Origin of the sequence: Streptomyces sp. NBC_01267 (assembly GCF_036241575.1) — a bacterium.
Taxonomy (GTDB): Bacteria; Actinomycetota; Actinomycetes; order Streptomycetales; family Streptomycetaceae; genus Streptomyces.
The window spans coordinates 5,272,889-5,289,377 of the sequence record NZ_CP108455.1; the positions used below are offsets into that span (position 1 = coordinate 5,272,889).

At 72.2% G+C, this 16,489-nt stretch carries 11 protein-coding genes and 2 pseudogenes; 9 read left to right on the forward strand and 4 right to left on the reverse strand.

The genetic code is table 11. The features are described 5' to 3' along the window. The first annotated feature begins 48 nt into the window (after window positions 1–48). The 3 genes from OG709_RS24215 to nudC all read left to right on the forward strand — a co-directional run bounded on the left by OG709_RS24215 (window position 49) and on the right by nudC (window position 5,990). Window positions 49–3,528 carry an ATP-dependent DNA helicase gene (locus OG709_RS24215; RefSeq protein WP_329167678.1) on the forward strand — a complete coding sequence of 1,160 codons (3,480 nt, stop codon included), beginning with the start codon at window positions 49–51 and terminating at the stop codon, window positions 3,526–3,528. 10 nt (window positions 3,529–3,538) lie between these two features. Further along, entirely contained in the window at window positions 3,539–4,933 is a 1,395-nt protein-coding gene (locus OG709_RS24220; RefSeq protein ID WP_250298038.1) for a dipeptidase, read from the forward strand. Between the two features lie 151 nt (window positions 4,934–5,084). Then, window positions 5,085–5,990, forward strand: a complete 906-nt coding sequence (nudC, locus tag OG709_RS24225; protein ID WP_266644895.1) for an NAD(+) diphosphatase — start codon at window positions 5,085–5,087, stop codon at window positions 5,988–5,990. A gap of 58 nt (window positions 5,991–6,048) precedes the next feature. Here the strand turns inward: nudC and OG709_RS24230 are convergent, their stop codons facing one another. Then, complete coding sequence (locus OG709_RS24230; protein ID WP_250298037.1) at window positions 6,049–6,333, reverse strand: trypco2 family protein; 285 nt, start codon at window positions 6,331–6,333, stop codon at window positions 6,049–6,051. 119 nt (window positions 6,334–6,452) lie between these two features. Between OG709_RS24230 and OG709_RS24235 the strand changes: the two genes are divergently transcribed. From OG709_RS24235 to OG709_RS24255, 5 genes are read left to right on the forward strand one after another with little or no spacing between them, the layout of a single operon-like run. After that, entirely contained in the window at window positions 6,453–8,180 is a 1,728-nt protein-coding gene (locus tag OG709_RS24235; protein ID WP_329167679.1) for a serine protease, read from the forward strand. Continuing rightward, a complete protein-coding gene (locus OG709_RS24240) occupies window positions 8,177–10,510 on the forward strand; it encodes a serine/threonine protein kinase (RefSeq protein ID WP_329167680.1) in 2,334 nt (777 codons plus the stop codon). The genes OG709_RS24235 and OG709_RS24240 overlap by 4 nt, the downstream gene beginning before the upstream one ends. After that, window positions 10,444–11,847 carry a VWA domain-containing protein gene (locus OG709_RS24245; RefSeq protein ID WP_250298000.1) on the forward strand — a complete coding sequence of 468 codons (1,404 nt, stop codon included), beginning with the start codon at window positions 10,444–10,446 and terminating at the stop codon, window positions 11,845–11,847. Before OG709_RS24240 ends, OG709_RS24245 begins: the two co-directional genes overlap by 67 nt. After that, on the forward strand, window positions 11,844–12,971 hold the full coding sequence (locus tag OG709_RS24250) for a hypothetical protein (RefSeq protein WP_329167681.1): 1,128 nt from the start codon (window positions 11,844–11,846) through the stop codon (window positions 12,969–12,971). Before OG709_RS24245 ends, OG709_RS24250 begins: the two co-directional genes overlap by 4 nt. Next, window positions 12,968–14,230: an extracellular solute-binding protein gene (locus OG709_RS24255; RefSeq protein ID WP_326694055.1), complete on the forward strand. Its 1,263-nt coding sequence runs from the start codon at window positions 12,968–12,970 to the stop codon at window positions 14,228–14,230. Before OG709_RS24250 ends, OG709_RS24255 begins: the two co-directional genes overlap by 4 nt. Window positions 14,231–14,320: 90 nt before the next feature. Here the strand turns inward: OG709_RS24255 and OG709_RS24260 are convergent. Next, window positions 14,321–14,410: pseudogene (locus tag OG709_RS24260) on the reverse strand (NrdH-redoxin); the annotation flags it as partial. Window positions 14,411–14,786: 376 nt separating this feature from the next. Further along, a complete protein-coding gene (locus OG709_RS24265; protein ID WP_329167682.1) occupies window positions 14,787–15,524 on the reverse strand; it encodes a hypothetical protein in 738 nt (245 codons plus the stop codon). Window positions 15,525–15,716: 192 nt separating this feature from the next. On the opposite strand from OG709_RS24265, the pseudogene OG709_RS24270 reads away from it, so the two are divergent. Next, a pseudogene (locus OG709_RS24270) lies at window positions 15,717–15,953 on the forward strand (hypothetical protein); the annotation flags it as partial. Window positions 15,954–16,064: 111 nt separating this feature from the next. Here the strand turns inward: OG709_RS24270 and OG709_RS24275 are convergent. After that, window positions 16,065–16,322, reverse strand: coding sequence for a glutaredoxin domain-containing protein (locus OG709_RS24275; RefSeq protein ID WP_250297996.1), 258 nt, complete (start codon window positions 16,320–16,322; stop codon window positions 16,065–16,067). Window positions 16,323–16,489: the final 167 nt, after the last annotated feature.

Genomic DNA, 16,489 nt, shown 5'->3' on the forward strand with positions numbered 1-16,489 from the left:
CGGCTCGCGCGGGACACGTTGTCAGTGGTCGCCGTTAGCCTTTCCGAGGTGACCCCACGCATCACCGACCCCGAGCAGCTCAAGGAGCTCCTCGGCATCCCCTTCACCCCGGAGCAGACGGCCTGCATCACGGCGCCGCCCGCCCCGCAGGTCATCGTGGCCGGAGCCGGGTCGGGGAAGACGACGGTGATGGCCGCGCGCGTGGTCTGGCTGGTGGGCACCGGGCAGGTCGCGCCCGAGCAGGTGCTCGGGCTGACCTTCACCAACAAGGCGGCGGGCGAGCTGGCCGAGCGGGTCCGCAAGGCGCTGGTACGGGCCGGGGTCACCGATCCCGACGTCATCGACCCGGCCCACCCGTCGCCCGGCCACCACCCCTCGACGACGCCGCGCAGCGCCGACCCCTTCTACTCACCCGGCGAACCCCGCATCTCGACGTACCACGCGTTCGCCGGACAGCTGCTGACCGACCACGGGCTGCGGATAGGGCTCGAACCGACCTCCCGGCTGCTCGCCGACGCCACGCGGTACCAGCTGGCCGCGCGCGTGCTCAAGGAGGCGCCGGGCCCCTACCCGGCCCTGACGAAATCCTTCTCCTCCCTGGTCAGCGACCTGCTGGCGCTCGACGGCGAACTCGCCGAGCATCTGGTGACGCCCGCCGCGCTGCGGGCCCACGACACGGAGCTGCTGAGCACCCTGGAGGGCGCCAGACTCTCCAACGCCGACCTGCGCAAGATCCCCGAGGCCGCCGCGGCCCGCCGTGAACTGCTCGACCTGGTGGGCCGTTACCGCCGGGCCAAGCGCAGCCGCGACCTCCTCGACTTCGGCGACCAGATCGCGCTCTCCGCCGAACTGGCGATGACCAGGCCCGAGGTCGGCACCCTCCTGCGGGACGAATTCCGGGTGGTCCTGCTCGACGAGTACCAGGACACCTCCGTCGCCCAGCGGCTGCTGCTGTCCGGGCTCTTCGGCGGTGGCACCGGCCACGCGGTGACCGCGGTCGGCGACCCCTGCCAGGCGATCTACGGCTGGCGCGGCGCCTCCGTCGCCAACCTGGACGACTTCCCCGAACACTTCCCGTACGCCGACGGAAGCCCCGCCACCCGTTTCTCGCTCAGCGAGAACCGCCGCAGCGGCGGCCGTCTCCTCGACCTGGCCAACAGCCTCGCCGCCCCGCTGCGCGCGATGCACGCGGGCGTGGAGGCACTGCGCCCCGCACCGGGAGCGGAGCGGGACGGCATGGTGCGGTGCGCCCTGCTCCGTACGCACGAGGAGGAGATCGGCTGGCTCGCCGACTCGATCGCCCATCTGGTGCGGACGGGCAGGGAACCGGCCGAGATCGCCGTCCTGTGCCGTACCGCGGGCGACTTCGCGGAGATCCAGGGCGCGCTGGTGGCCCGGGACGTGCCGGTCGAGGTGGTCGGCCTCTCGGGGCTGCTGCACCTGCCCGAGGTCGCCGACCTGGTGGCGGTCTGCGAGGTGCTCCAGGACCCGGGGGCCAACGCCTCACTGGTCCGGCTGCTGACCGGCCCGCGCTGGCGGATCGGCCCGCGCGACCTGGCGCTGCTGGGCCGCCGGGCCCGGCTGCTCGTGCGGTACGCGGGCGGCCCCGACGACGACCCGGACCGGCGGCTCGCCGAGGCCGTCGAAGGGGTCGACCCGGCCGAGGTGGTCTCACTGGCCGACGCCCTGGACACCTTCCTGGACAGCACGGCCGAGGACGACGGGCTGCCGTTCTCCGCCGACGCCCGGGTCAGGTTCGCCCGGCTCGCCGCCGAACTGCGCGATCTGCGGCGGTCGCTGGCCGACCCGCTCATGGACGTACTGCACCGGGTGCTCGCCACCACGGGCCTGGAGGTCGAGCTCTCCGCCTCGCCGCACGCCCTGGCCGCCCGCAGACGCGAGACGCTCTCCCAGTTCCTCGACACGGCGGCCGGCTTCGCGTCCCTGGACGGCGAGGCGACCCTGCTGGCGTTCCTGGGATTCCTGCGGACGGCCGTCCAGTACGAGAAGGGCCTGGACAACGCCCTGCCCGGCGGTGAGAACACGGTCAAGGTCCTCACCGCGCACAAGTCCAAGGGCCTGGAGTGGGACGTCGTCGCGGTCCCCGGCCTGGTGGCCAGGCAGTTCCCGAGCGAGCAGTCCCGCGAGGTGTGGACGGCGCAGCCGAAGGTACTGCCGCACGCGCTGCGCGGCGACGCGGCGACGCTTCCCGGCGTACCGGCGTGGGACGCGAAGGGCCTGGCCGCCTTCAAGGCGGAGATGAAGGCCCACCAGCACACGGAAGAACTCCGCCTCGGCTACGTCACCTTCACCCGCCCCCGCTCGCTGCTCCTCGGCTCGGCCCACTGGTGGGGCCCGAGCCAGAAGCGGCCACGCGGCCCCTCGGACTTCCTGATCGCGCTGAACGAGCACTGCGCGGCGGGCTTCGGCGAGACGGAGATCTGGGCGGACGCACCGGAGGAGGACGAGGAGAACCCGGCCCTGCGCGAGGCGGCGGCGGACCACGCGTGGCCGCTGCCGCTGGACCGGACGTCGTTCGACCGGCGCCGGGACGCGGCGGACCTGGTCCTGGCCGAACTCGACGCGGTGCGCCCGGACCCGGCCGTGGACCCGGACCAGGACCCGTACCTGGACAAGAGCGAGGTCGGCGCCGTGGATTACCCACCAGCGCGTGCGGACCTCGGCCCGGGGCAGCGCCCCGCGACGGCCGTACCGCACGCCTCACCCGTGCCTCACCCCGCCGCACCCGTACCGCACGCCCGCGCCACCCCCGACGCCCAGGCCCGCCCCCACCCGCAGCCCCCGGCCCCCCTCACCCCCGAGGACGCCCGCACCATCACCTCCTGGGACCGCGACCTGGACGCCCTCACCGCCGAACTCCTCCGTGCCCGGCGCACCGTGCACGACGTCCCCGTCCCGCACACCCTCACGGCCACCCAGCTGCTGCGTCTCGCCGAGGATCCGGACGGCTTCGCCCGCGAACTGGCCCGCCCCATGCCGCAGGCCCCGCACCCGGCCGCCCGCCGCGGCACCCGGTTCCACGCCTGGGTGGAGTCCCGCTTCGAGGAACTGCCGCTGCCCATGCTGGGCCCCGACGAACTCCCCGGCGGTGCCGAGGACGAGCCGGAGATCGCCGACGAACGGGATCTCGCCGCACTGAAGGAAGCCTTCGAGCGCACCCCGTACGCAGGGCGCACTCCCCACCGGGTCGAAGCCCCCTTCACGCTCAGCCTCGCGGGCCGGCTGATCCGCGGCCGGATGGACGCCGTGTACCGCACCTCCGCGCACACCTACGAGATCGTCGACTGGAAGACCCACCGCCTCCACACCGCGGACCCCCTCCAGCTCGCCGTCTACCGCCTGGCCTGGGCCGAGCAGCACCACATCCCGCTCTCCTCGGTCACCGCCGCGTTCCTCTACGTACGCACCGGGGAAGTGATCAGGCCCACACCGCTGCCCGGCCGGGCGGAGCTGGAGCGCATCCTGCTGGGTGATCCGCTGGACCGGCCACCCCCACCGGCCGGTTAGGCTCGACGGCATGAGCGACACCCCGGACAGCGCCGTCCGCACGTACATCGATCAGCACCGCAAGGCCTTCGTCGAAGACCTGGCCGAGTGGCTCCGCATCCCCTCGGTGTCCGCGCAGCCGGACCACGACGCGGACGTACGGCGCAGCGCCGACTGGCTGGCCGCCAAGCTCAAGGAGACCGGCTTCCCGGTCACGGAGATCCTGGACACCCCCGGCGCCCCCGCGGTCTTCGCCGAGTGGCCCTCCGGCGAGGCGGACGCACCGACCGTGCTCGTCTACGGCCACCACGACGTCCAGCCCGCGGCGGTCGAGGACGGCTGGCACACCGACCCCTTCGAGCCGGTGATCCGGGACGGCCGGATGTACGGAAGGGGCGCGGCCGACGACAAGGGCCAGGTGTTCTTCCACACACTCGGTGTCCGGGCCCACCTGGCCGCCACCGGCCGCACCGCCCCCGCGGTCAACCTCAAGCTGCTCATCGAGGGCGAGGAGGAGTCCGGCTCCCCGAACTTCCGCGCACTCGTCGAGCAGCACGCCGAGCGCCTCGCCGCCGACACCGTGATCGTCTCGGACACCGGGATGTGGTCCGAGACCACCCCGACCGTCTGCACCGGCATGCGCGGCCTCGCCGAGTGCGAGATCACCTTCGGGGGCCCCGACCAGGACATCCACTCCGGTTCCTTCGGCGGCGCGGTCCCCAACCCGGCCACCGCGATCGCCCGGCTGGTCGCCGCGCTCCACGACGACGAGGGACGCGTCACGGTCCCGGGTTTCTACGACGGCATCGCCGAGCTCACCGACGCCGAGCGCGAACTGTTCGCGGAGCTGCCCTTCGACGAGGACGAGTGGCTGCGCACCGCCAAGTCCCGTGCCGCCGCCGGTGAACAGGGTCACACCACGCTGGAGCGGATCTGGGCCCGCCCGACCGCCGAGGTCAACGGCATCGGCGGCGGTTACCAGGGCGTGGGCGGCAAGACCGTCGTCCCGTCGTCCGCCATGGTGAAGCTGTCGTTCCGGCTGGTCGCGGGCCAGGACCCGGTCCGTATCGAGAAGCTGGTCACCGAGTGGGTGGCCGCCCGGGTGCCCGCCGGGATCCGGTCCGGGATCGCTTTCAGCGCGGGCACCCGCCCCTGCCTGACCCCGCTGGACCACCCCGCCCTCCAGTCGGTCGTACGGGCCATGGGCCGTGCGTTCGGCGAGAAGATCCGCTTCACCCGGGAGGGCGGATCGGGGCCCGCCGCCGACCTCCAGGACGTGCTGGGCGCTCCGGTCCTCTTCCTGGGGATTTCCGTACCGTCCGACGGCTGGCACGCACCCAACGAGAAGGTCGAACTCGACCTGCTGCTCAAGGGTGTCGAGACCACCGCGCATCTGTGGGGCGACATGGCCGCTGCCCTGCGATGACCACGCTGAACCGAACCACCCAGTCCATCAGGGGGAGTTGGAAGCACCTGTGAGCAACGTCAGCAACGCCACCGAAGACCACGCCACCGAAGGCCAGGGGGCCCGGGGCCACACCCCCGGAGCCCCTGCCGGCGCGGACCCGCACCGGCCGATCGGCCTGACCGCGCCCAGCGGCATCGACCGGGCCGCCCACCACCGCCTCGACGAGGCCTGGCTCGCGGCGGCCTGGAGCCATCCGACCACCCGGGTCTTCGTCGTCTCCGGCGGTCAGGCGCTGATCGACGAGACGGCCGACGGCCGTACCGAACTGCTCATGACCCCGAGCTTCGAGGCCCCGCTCACCGAGGAGCACCGCTACTTCCTCGGTACGGACCCCGAGGGTGTGTCCTACTTCGCGCTCCAGAAGGACACCCTCCCGGGCCGGATGGACCAGTCCGCGCGCCCGGCCGGACTGCGCGAGGCGGGCCTGCTGCTCTCGCCGCGCGACGCCGGGCTGCTGGTGCACGCGGTGGCGCTGGAGAACTGGCAGCGCCTGCACCGGTTCTGCTCGCGCTGCGGCGAGCGCACGGTCATCGCAGCCGCGGGCCACATCCGCCGCTGCCAGGCCTGCGGGGCCGAGCACTACCCGCGTACCGACCCGGCCGTGATCATGCTCGTCACCGACGAGCACGACCGGGCGCTGCTGGGCCGCCAGGTGCACTGGCCCGAGGGGCGGTTCTCCACCCTTGCCGGATTCGTCGAGCCGGGCGAGTCCATCGAGACCTCGGTGGCGCGCGAGGTGTTCGAGGAGGCGGGCGTCACGATCGGCGAGGTGCAGTACGTGGCCAGCCAGCCGTGGCCCTTCCCGTCCAGCCTGATGCTCGGCTTCATGGCACGGGCCACGTCGTCGGAGATCACCGTGGACGGCGAGGAGATCAGCGAGGCGCGCTGGTTCTCGCGGGAGGACCTGCGTTCCGCGATCGAGTCGGGCGTGGTCCTTCCCCCGGCCGGTATCTCGATCGCGGCCCGGCTGGTGGAGCTCTGGTACGGCAAGCCGCTGCCGAAGCCGCTGACCTGACCCCACCCCACCTGACCCCACCCGTCCCGACTCGACCTGTGCCCCCGCGACCGTCGCTCTACTTCCGGCCTACATCGATCCAGCCCGGTGTGTCGTCCTCGTTGCGGGGCTGCAGTTCGACCCGGATGTGGTGGGTGTTCTCGCGCGTCGCGGACCCACTGCCGCCCACGGTGACCACCCCGATCCGCAGCTTCCCCTCGGCCCCGGCCTCCCGGCTCACCTGAACGGCGATCTCCAGACTCACCTTCTCCACGCTGAGGCGCAGCGCACTGTCCCCGATGCGGCTCTGCGCCTCGGTCAGTTCGGCCCGCACCTGGCTGATCAGATCCGCCAGACCGGCCACTGGTGTGGCTCCTGTCCCGTGCCCCATGGCTCCCCCTTGTGCAGCTCGGGTCTCATTGTCGTCCCTTGCACCTATTCTGGGGAAGCATGAGGGGGGAGCCGTTACGGCTCAACATGCCTATGGATCAACAGAGTTGGCGGCTGCGACTGCGAGAACAGCCGCCGGGGGGCCAGCCGGGACAGGTGCTCGGCGCGGGGGTCCTGTTCGGTCAGGACCTGGTACTGACCTGCGCCCATGTGCTTCCTGGCCGGACCGATCAGGTCAGGGTCGAATTCCCTTTGCTGAAAGGGAAGTTGCAGGGGGTGTCCCGCACGGCGACCGTGCTGGACGAGTACTTCGTGCCGCGTCACGGCAAGCACGAGGGGGACCTCGCCCTGCTGCGGCTGACCAGCCCGGCGCCGGTCCCCTCGACGGTCGTGCTCGACCGTGACCCGGTTCCGTACGACACCAGGGTCATGGTCGACGGCTTCCCCAGGGGCCGCTCGGGCGGTTTCTGGGTGGACGCCCAGCTCAAGGGCCCCGGAGGGCACGGCGACGAATGGGTGCAGCTGAACCCGGTCGGCTACCGCGACCGCGATCCCCGGGGGTTCAGCGGGGCAGGAGTCACCGAGGCCGGGAGCGGCCGGCTGATCGGGATCATGGTCGCCGTGTACGGCAACCCCGACACGGAAGAGCCCCTGCTCTACTTCTACATGATCCCGGGCGCGACGATCGCCGGTCATCTCCCGCTCGTCGCCGCACACCACATGACGGGCTCCCCGGTCATCCCCCCGCAGCTGTCGGTCGCCCCCGAGGCCGCGCGGACCGGCCGGCCGCTGGGGCTTCAGCGCACGCTGACCCGCTGGCTGCACCGGGACGCGGACACCTGGGACACCGAGACCGTCTTCGTACGCGAGGACGACGCCGAGGCCGCGTCCGCCCTGCGGACCACCCTCAACCTGGCCGACCGCGAGCGCTCGCCCGCCCTCTCCACCGCCGACACCCGGCGGTCCGGCGACGGTACGGTGCCCCGCCCCGGCACCATCGACCTGGCGGTGGCCGCCGCCGGGATGTCCCACGAGGAGCTGACCCGGGCCCTGGAACCGCGGCAGCAGCTGTCCTCGGTCGCCATCGTCTCCGCCGACCGGTCGGCGGCCACCCCGCAGGAGCTGGCCGGGCTGCTGCGCACCCTGGCCGACCGCGGGGTGCGGCTGCTCCTCGTGCTCAACGCCCCCGAACCGGCGCTCACCCAGGAGCTGTTGCCGCCCGGCCGCGCCCGGCTCTGGCTGGCGCGGCTCGCCGCCCGCACCGACCGGCTCTCGGACGCCGAACGCAGCATCAAGGAGCTGCACCGGCGGCTGACCCCACGGGTCACCCGGCTGCCCGCGGTGCCGGACCCGCGCAGCGTCGACGCACAACTGTGGACCGCGCAGCTCACCGCGGAGTGGGAGTGGGAGCGGGACGGGGACGAGGCCGCCCTGCTGGAGAAGTTGTCGTACGCCGAACAGGCCGTGGAGCACTTCCTGTTGGCAGCCGAACGCGCCGAGCGGGAGCTGCGCACCGAACTCGACAGACTGCACGGCCTGCGCGGGCTGCTCGCCGCCGAACAGGCCCGGCTGTCCCGCGAAGACCGGGCCGAGGACGCCGGGGCGACCGTTCACTACCGGGAGGCGCAGCGGCTGCTGAGGGGCGGACCCAGCGATCTCGACGACGTGCAGCGGGCGGTCGACGTGTTCGTACGGAGCGTGCACCGGCTGCTGGACGAGGAGCCCGCGCCCCAGGATTCCGGCGCTTCCCAGGACCCGGGCGTGTCCCAGGCCCCCGGCCGTCCCCCGGACGGCACCGACGGAGAGGACGAGGACCTGTGACCCCGTGCCCCCACCCGGACTGCGGAGGACTGCTCACCCCCGCGGGCTTCTGCCAGCGCACCGGCAGGCGCGTCGACCGCACGGCGGGCCGCCACGCGGGCACCCCGGCCCCGGCTCCCGCGCCACCCGGCCCCGCCCCGCAGGACGACACCCACGCCGCCCTGACCGCCCGGGTGGTGCTCCCCGGCCAGGACAAGTCCATCGACCCGCTCGCCCTGCCCGACGTGCTGCCCGCGGCCCCGGTGGCCGCGCCCGACGACGACGAAGGGCTGCGCAGCCTCGCCCTGGGACCCGACCGGATGCTCGCCGGGCAGTACCGGGTGCTCAGACAGGTCGGGTACGGCGGGATGGGCGAGGTGCACCTCGCCGAGGACACCCGCCTGGAGAACCGCCCCGTGGCGATCAAGTTCCTGCACCAGCACGACACGGACCCGAACAGCGAGCTGCGGGAACGCGGCAGGCTCAACGAGAAGGTGATGAGCAGCGAACGCCAGCAGCTCGTCGCCCTCAACCACCCCGACCTCATCCGGGTGTTCAACTACGGCCGCCACGAACCCGTCGGTGAGTTCCTGGTCCTCGAATACGCCAACGGACTGACGCTGGAAGAAGTCAGGGTGCGCGTCGCCAGGGACCCCGAAGCGTTCGGCGGGGTGCGTTTCCACGAGTTCGTGCTCGGCTACGGCATCCGCATCCTGCAGGCCCTCAGCCACCTCCACGAGGAGAAGGGCAAGGTGTACGGGGACCTCAAGCCGCACAACGTCATGCACTGCGGCACCGGGATCAAGATCGTCGATGTGGGGAGCATCCGCCAGGAGGGCGCCGAGGGCCCGACCACCGACCGCTACCGCGCCCCGGACGTGGGCAAGACCGGGGCCACCCGCTTCCAGGACGACCTGTTCAGCCTCGGCGTGACCCTGCGCGAACTCAGCGAAGCGGCCCCGCCCGCCCAGGGCCTGGGCCCCGAATCGCTGCGCCGGGTCCTGGACCGGGCCACCCGCCCGGACCGCCGGGCCAGGTTCGCCACCGCCGACGAGATGGCACTCCAACTGCGCGGGGTCCTGCGCGAACTGCGCTCGCTCCGCACCGGCCAGGAGTCCTTCGAACCGTCCCCGCTCTTCGTCCAGTCCGCCCACGCGCTCGACGGGACGATCGGCTCGCCCCCGTCCCTGCACCAGCTGGCACGGGGCGCCCAGGCCCCGGCCGCACTCGGCGCGGTACCACCCGAGCACGGCGAGATGGCCTGCGGACTGCCCGTACCGAGAACGGACCCCGACGACCTCAACGCACCGCGCCTGAACCGTCTCGCCGAGGACGACCCGACCGCCCTCCTCCAGCGCACCGCCGACTGGGACCCGTCGGCCGAACTCCATCTGCTGCGCTGCCGCCTCCACATGACGCGCACGGTCGCCGCCGACGGCGCCGGGCCGCCCTGCCGGGTGCACGGGGCGGGCGACGAGTGCGCCGGGCCACTGTGCCAGGCCTACACGGAGGTCGCCGAGGCCCGGAAACTCATCGACCCGCGCTGGGCCCCGTACGACTGGCGGATCGACTGGCACCGCGGCCTGCTCGCCCTGGCCGGCGGGAACATCCAGCAGGCCGACATGCTCTTCGACGGCATCTACGGCGCGATCCCCGGCGAGTACGCGCCCAAGATCGCCCTCGGCTACTGCGCGGAGCAGCGGCAGGACCGGCCCCGGGCGCTGAAGTTCTACGACGCGGTCCGCCGCCGCAACCACTCCTTCGGCGGCGCTGCCTTCGGCTGCGCCCGCGTACACCTGGCCGGACCGGGCACCGAGGGGCTGAACGAGGCCCTGGCCGCGCTGGAACTCGTACCGGCGCACTCCCGTCATCTGACGGCCGCCCGGACCGCCGTCGTCCGGATCAAAGCAGCCAGGGCGCGCATCGACCCCGGCCCCGGGGACGAGGCGCTCAAGGACGCGCTGCACCGGCTCGGCCCGCTCTTCGACCAGCACGGACTGACCGACCAGCGGGCCCGCAGACGCCTGGAGACGGAACTCTGGGAGACGGTACTCACCCGCGTCCCGCCCCGGTCCCTCGCCGAACTCACCGCGGGCCTCGCCGACCGGCTCACCGCACCCGTGAACAGACAGCAGCTGAAAGAACTGCTCTCGCAGCTCTACCGCGGCCTCGCCGACCAGGCCAGACGCTCCGACCTGCCGGACAGCACCGAGATCGCGGAAGCGCTCATCGACCGGGCCAACGAGGTCCGCCCGCTGGGCTTCCGTCACGACAGGAGATATCCATGGCTGGGGCAGACACACCGGCAGCGGATCAGGGACCTGCTGAACCCGCTGTCCGCCTCGAAGTGAGCCAGGTCGCCGAACTCCCGGTACCCGACGAGGGGCACGAGGCGCGGATGTACGCGCTCGTCACGGTCACCGTCCGGCGCCCGCCTCCCCGCACGCCCCGGACCGGCCCCGGGCCGGCCCACGCACCGCACCACGCCGTCGTGTTCCTCATCGACCACTCGTCGTCGATGGTGCACCCGCCCACCCGGATGGCCGCCGCGTGGGACGCCGCAGCCGCCGCCGTGCACGCCGTGCCCGACGGCACCTACTTCGCGGTCGTCGCGGGCAGCGAACGGCCCACCCTCGTCTACCCGGCGCCGCAGCCCGGGACGCCCGGCGCGCCCGTCGCCGCCGACGACGCGACCCGCCGGGCCGCCGAGGACGCCCTGCGCGCCGGTTCCCCGGGCGGCGGCACCGCGATCGGCGGCTGGCTGACCCGCGCACGCGAACTCTTCCGTCAACTCCCGGGAAACGGGGAGGGATTCGTATGCCACGTACTGCTGCTCACCGACGGCAGGAACGAGCCCGCGTACGAGTCGGGCGACCGGCTCACCGAACAGGTCGAGGCCTGCGCCGACGAGTTCACCTGCGACGCGGTCGGCATCGGCGACGACTGGAGATCCCACGAACTGCTGCTGATCACCGGCACCCTGCACGGTGTCGCGTACGCCGTCGAGGACCTGGACGGGCTCACCGAGCGGCTCCGCGACCTCACCCGCGAAGCCGCGGACCGCCACCTCGCCGGACTGCGCGTACGGCTCTACCGCAGCGAACGGGCCGAACTGCGCTCCTTCGGCCAGGTCCATCCCACCCGGCGGGAGCTGACACCCGTACCGGCGCCCGAACCGACGCCGACCCCGTACGTGACGGAGTTCGCCACCCAGCCCTGGGGCGACGAGACCCGCTCGTACCTCCTCTCGCTCACCGCCCTGCACGCCGGGGACGAAGTGGGCTCGGAGGTGATGCTCGCCGAGGTCGAACTCGTGCGCGCCGACGGCGACCGCATCCCCGTCACCCTGCCGCCCTCCGTGCCCGTCCTGGTCCGCTGGTCGGGCGACCACGGCCTGTACAGCCGGATGCACCCGGACGTCGGCCACTACCTGCACCAGGAAGAGCTGGTCCGGGTCTTCGAGGAAGGCTGCGCCGCGCTGCGCGTACCGGACGCCGGGACCGCCTGCCGGGCCTTCGGCCGCGCCTGGCAACTCGCCGTCGACGTGGGCGACGAGGCCATGCAGAAACACCTGCGGAAACTGATCGAACCGGGGGAGGACGGCAGCGTCCGGCTCCTCTCCAGGATCAGACCGTTCGACATCGAGTCCGCCCGGATCCGCGTCAGCCACACGGTGACTCCCCGGTGAGCGGCGACCGACCGCCCCGGCGCCCCGGTCCCCGGCAGCTCGCGCGGATGCTCCACGGGCTCCGCCGGTACCTCTGCCTGGCCCCCGTGCCCGACGGGCAGAGCCCCGCTTTCCTCCGCGACCGGGTGATCGCCCTGCCGCTGCTCACCCTGATCGCGTTCGGCACGCTGTCCCTGGCGTACGGCGGGGTGCACGACGACTCGGCCCGGGTGGCCCGGCACACCAGCCCCGCCCTGGTGGAGCTGACCCGCGCCGAGGTCTCCCTGGCGCAGGCACAGCGGGAAGCCGAATCGGCGCTCACCGGACCGGAGATCGTCGGCCTCGGCCAGACCTACCCGACCCTGATCACCCGCGCCACCCAGAACCTCAACCAGGTCGCCCAGTCCCCGGCGCTGAGCGCCTCGCAACGCCAGGGCCTCCAGGTGGTGTCGGGCCTCGTCGTCGCCTACAACGGCTACGTCGGCACGGCCGACCGCAACAGGAACGACCCCACCCTCAGCAAGGCCTACCTCTCGTACGCGCTCAGCATGCTCTGCGAGACGACCCGATCCACCGGCACCCCGGCACGCTGCACCGACCGGGCCGTGCACGGCTACGAGGCGACCACCATCCAGGACCGCATCGACCAGCTGGAGCGGAGCCTGCGCACCGACCTGGACGCCGAGGCCGGATGGGGGACCCGGCCGGTGGTCCTCGCCGCGGTCTCCTGCGCCGCCTTCGTCCTGCTCGCGGTGGGCCTGGTGCGCACGCTCGGCTTCCTCCGGGTGCGGTTCCGGCTGCTGAGCCTTCCGCTGGCCGCGGCCGTACTGCCGCTGCTCGCCCTGCCGGTGCTGGTGCTGGGGACCGTGCGGGTGCACCAAGGGCAGGCCGCCGTGCGGCAGATCGCCGACGTGGACCTCGCCGAGGTCTCCACGGTGAGCGACACCTCGGCCGTCCCCAACCCCATCGACACCCTGCAACAGCGGACCGAGCACGCCATGAGCGGGGCGCACAGCGCGGACTGGGCGTCGGTGACCGGCTTCATCCTGCCGGTCGGCCTGCTGAGCGCCGCAACCACCGGCTGGGCGCTCCTCGCCTACCGGCGCGACTACGTCCGCGTTCCGCGACGGGAGGCCTTCCGGTGATCCGAACGTACTCGACGCGCTCCCGGGCAGGGCTGCGACTGCTGCTCTCCGGCACGCTGCTCGCCCTCGCCGCGCTGAGCGGCGGCTGTTCGGCGGGCGGCAGGCAGACCGTGGTCGTCCTCGGTCCCTGGACGGGGCCCGAGGCGGCGGCGTTCACCAGGACGCTGGACCTGCTGGACGACCACACCCCGTACACGTACACCTACCAGGGCACCAGCTCGCTGCGGGAGACCCTGGTCGCACAGCTGGAGGCGGGAGCCCCGCCGGACGTGGCCGTCCTCAACAGCCAGGGCGAGCTGGCCGAGTACGCGCACGAGGGCGTACTGACCCCGCTGACCGGGGACCTGGGGAGCAAGGCGTACGCGCCGTGGGCACCCGAACTGGTCGTCAACGGCAGCAGACACACCTACTGGGTGCCGCTGAAGGTGGATGTGAAGAGCCTGGTGTGGACCAGACCGTCACAGCCGGTCGAGCCGCACACCTGGTGCCTGGGGATGAGCGCGCAGGCCACCACCGGCTGGCCGGGCACCGACTGGATCGAGGACATCCTGCTGCACCAGGCGGGTCCGGACGTGTACGAGCAGTGGGCGGTCGGCGACCTGCCGTGGACCAGCCGCGCGATGCGGGACGCCTGGAGCACCTGGGCCACGCTGATCCACGGGCAGGACGCGAGGAGCGCGCTGGAGACCCCGTACGAAGGGGCGGGGGGCAAGGGCCTGCTCAACTCCGGAGACTGCACGGAGGAGCACGAGAGCTCCTTCATCCGCTACCTCTACGGCCAGGACATCGCTTTCGAGCCGACCGCCGACGCGGTACCGGCGCTGAGCGGACACAAGGACTCGTTCGAGGTGTCGGCCGACATGGCGGCGGTGTTCCGCGACAGCCCGGCAGCCATGAAACTGCTGAGCCAGCTGTCGGGGCCCGAAGGCCGGGAGACCTGGATGGCACAGGCCGAACCGCAGCTGAAGCCGCTCTTCCCCAGCGCCTCGGACCCGCGGCCCCAGGACCGGATCGGCGGCAAGGTCGCGACCCTGCTCACCGGCGGCACGAGCGCATCACCCACCCGTCACCTGTGCTTCGACGCTTCCGACACCATGCCGCCCACGCTGCGCGACGCCTTCCAGCACGCGGTGCTGAAATTCCTCAGCTCCCCCGGCAAGGCCTCCCAGAACGCGCTGCTGGGCCAGCTGGAACAGGAACGCACCCGGCTGCCGGTGGCGGACCGACTGCCGGGCGTCTGCGGAAGCCCGGCCGCGTGAGCGGACGCGGGCGGGGCCTGCTTTCCGGGCTTCCGCGGCGTTCTGGGCTTCCTGGGCTTCCTGGGCTTCCTGGGCTTCCTGGCGGCGGGGTTACGCGCCGATCTTCTGCTTGACCTGCGCCAGCGAGGGGTTGGTCAACGTCGACCCGTCGGGGAAGAGAACGGTCGGCACGGTCCTCACGCTTCCCTCCTGCTTGTGGCGGCCAGGGAGGGCCGCCTCGTCTTCGAGCCCGCACACGGGGCCCATCCTCGCTACGCCGGCGCGATGAGTCATCCGGACAGCGCCCCTGATCACGACCTTGCGTTCGCTCTCCAGGCCACCGGGTTCGAGACGGCCGCTGAGCCGCCGGCCCCGGACACTCCACTCGCGCGCGCCCTGGCCTACGCCTCCGAGCCAGGGTGGAGAGCTTGACCGACGAGCACTTCGAGTCGGCGAAGGCCAGGCTCCTCTGACCTCGTCGGTACCTGGTGTCGATCCCCTGTCGGGGGCACGTAGGGCCTGTTGCGAATGCCGCAGACGGCCAAAGTGGCGGTGCGGGAGCTCCCGCGGCGCGCTCCTACTGCGGTCGCATCAGGTCCAAGTCCTCGCCCCATGCGTCCAGTACCGCGCTGTGCCCGGCCCGCCGGGCCACTGCCTCGACCTGTGCGAAGAGACGACGCTGTGTGGACACGTCGCCCATTCCTGAGATGCGGTCCGCAGTGTCGAGCAGCATGCCGGTGTCCCAGCCGGGTAGTGGGAATCGGGCGAGCTCCCATTGCAGGTACTTGTCGTAGGGGCGGGGGCGACGGTCGACAGTGAAGAGCAACTCCAGCAGAAACCGGATGCTGTCGGCGGCGTCGAGGCGGGCCGCGAGTGCATGCCCGTCGCGGTCGTTCTTGACCGAGCGGTAGACGGAGTTGGCGTAGGCATCGAGCCACTCGCCCGCCTTCCGGAAGGCTTCATCGGCGTCGAGCCGTGCCTTGCCGGCCAGGATCTGGGCGATGCCTCCGTCGAGCCGGTCGAGCACAATCCGGGCGCGGGCCAGGGCGTACCGCTCAAAGCCGGGCATTCCGGCGGCGCGGAACTCGTCGAGGGACAGGATGACGAGGTCGAGTTCCGGGGTGCGGTGCCCCGTGAACCGGGCGAGGGCCGTCGTGGCGCCATCGGCGAGGACGACGTACAGGTCGTGGTCGGAATGCTCGGTGGTCATGCCCTCGTGGGCCCGGGAGCCTTTGAGGACGAGGCCGACGACAGTTGGATCAGCGGCGGCGAGTTCGACGAACGCGTCGTAGGTGAGGGGTTGCTGAGCATTCATTGCGTGATCTCCGGCGTTGTGATGACGGGTATGCCAACCGGGCGGCCTCGAACACATCGGGGTCGCCCGTACCGTCTGCGGCGGCGCTTGGCCACCGCCCGGAAGATCAACGCACGTGCGGACTCTACCGCCCGGCCGGTCGAGAGGTCCCGCACTCGGCAGTTCGAAGGACCGCCACTGGTCGAGGGTCGCAACCGCATCCCCTACGGGGGCCGCGCGGGCCCGCAGAACCAGCTGGGCGCCTTCGGTCTACGCATCGCCTACGACACCTACCGTACGGAGCTGACGAGCGACGCCACTGCGGTCCACGGCGGAAACGGTGGAGAGTCGGTGTGCGGCGGCTACGGTCACATGCCGCATGGCATACGGCTGCCCCTGGCCACCGCCAGTCGCACCCCGTCCATGGTCGAGTTCGGACCACGGCGGTAGCCGATACCGGGTGTGCCGAGGACGGGCTTCCTCGTCCTGCTGCTGGAGCCCCCAGGGCACACAAAACCCCCGAGCGGCGTCAGGCCGGCCGGGGGTTGCGTCTCGAGAGAGTCAGACGCCGAGCGCCTGCTTGACCTGGGCAAGGCTCGGGTTCGTCATGACGACCTCGGAGCCCCCCTGGGCGGGAACTACCAGAACCGTCGGCACGGTCTGGTTGCCACCGTTCGCCTTCTCGACGAAGGCCGCGGAGTCGGCGTCGTGCTCGATGTTGACCTCGGTGTAGGCAATGCCCTCGCGGTCCATCTGGCCCTTCAGCCGACGGCAGTAGCCGCACCACGTGGTGCTGTACATCGTCACAGTGCCCGGCATTTCTCGCGCTCCTCTGCTGCTTCGCCTGCGGCTCTCGTCGCCCCACGGCTCGCTATGTCTCGGTATGTGGAGATCCCGGGGCCAGGCCCCGGGACGTCGCACCGGCTAGAACGTACGTGACCTGGCCACCATTCCCGTGGACGGACGACTGCCCGCATTAGTACGAC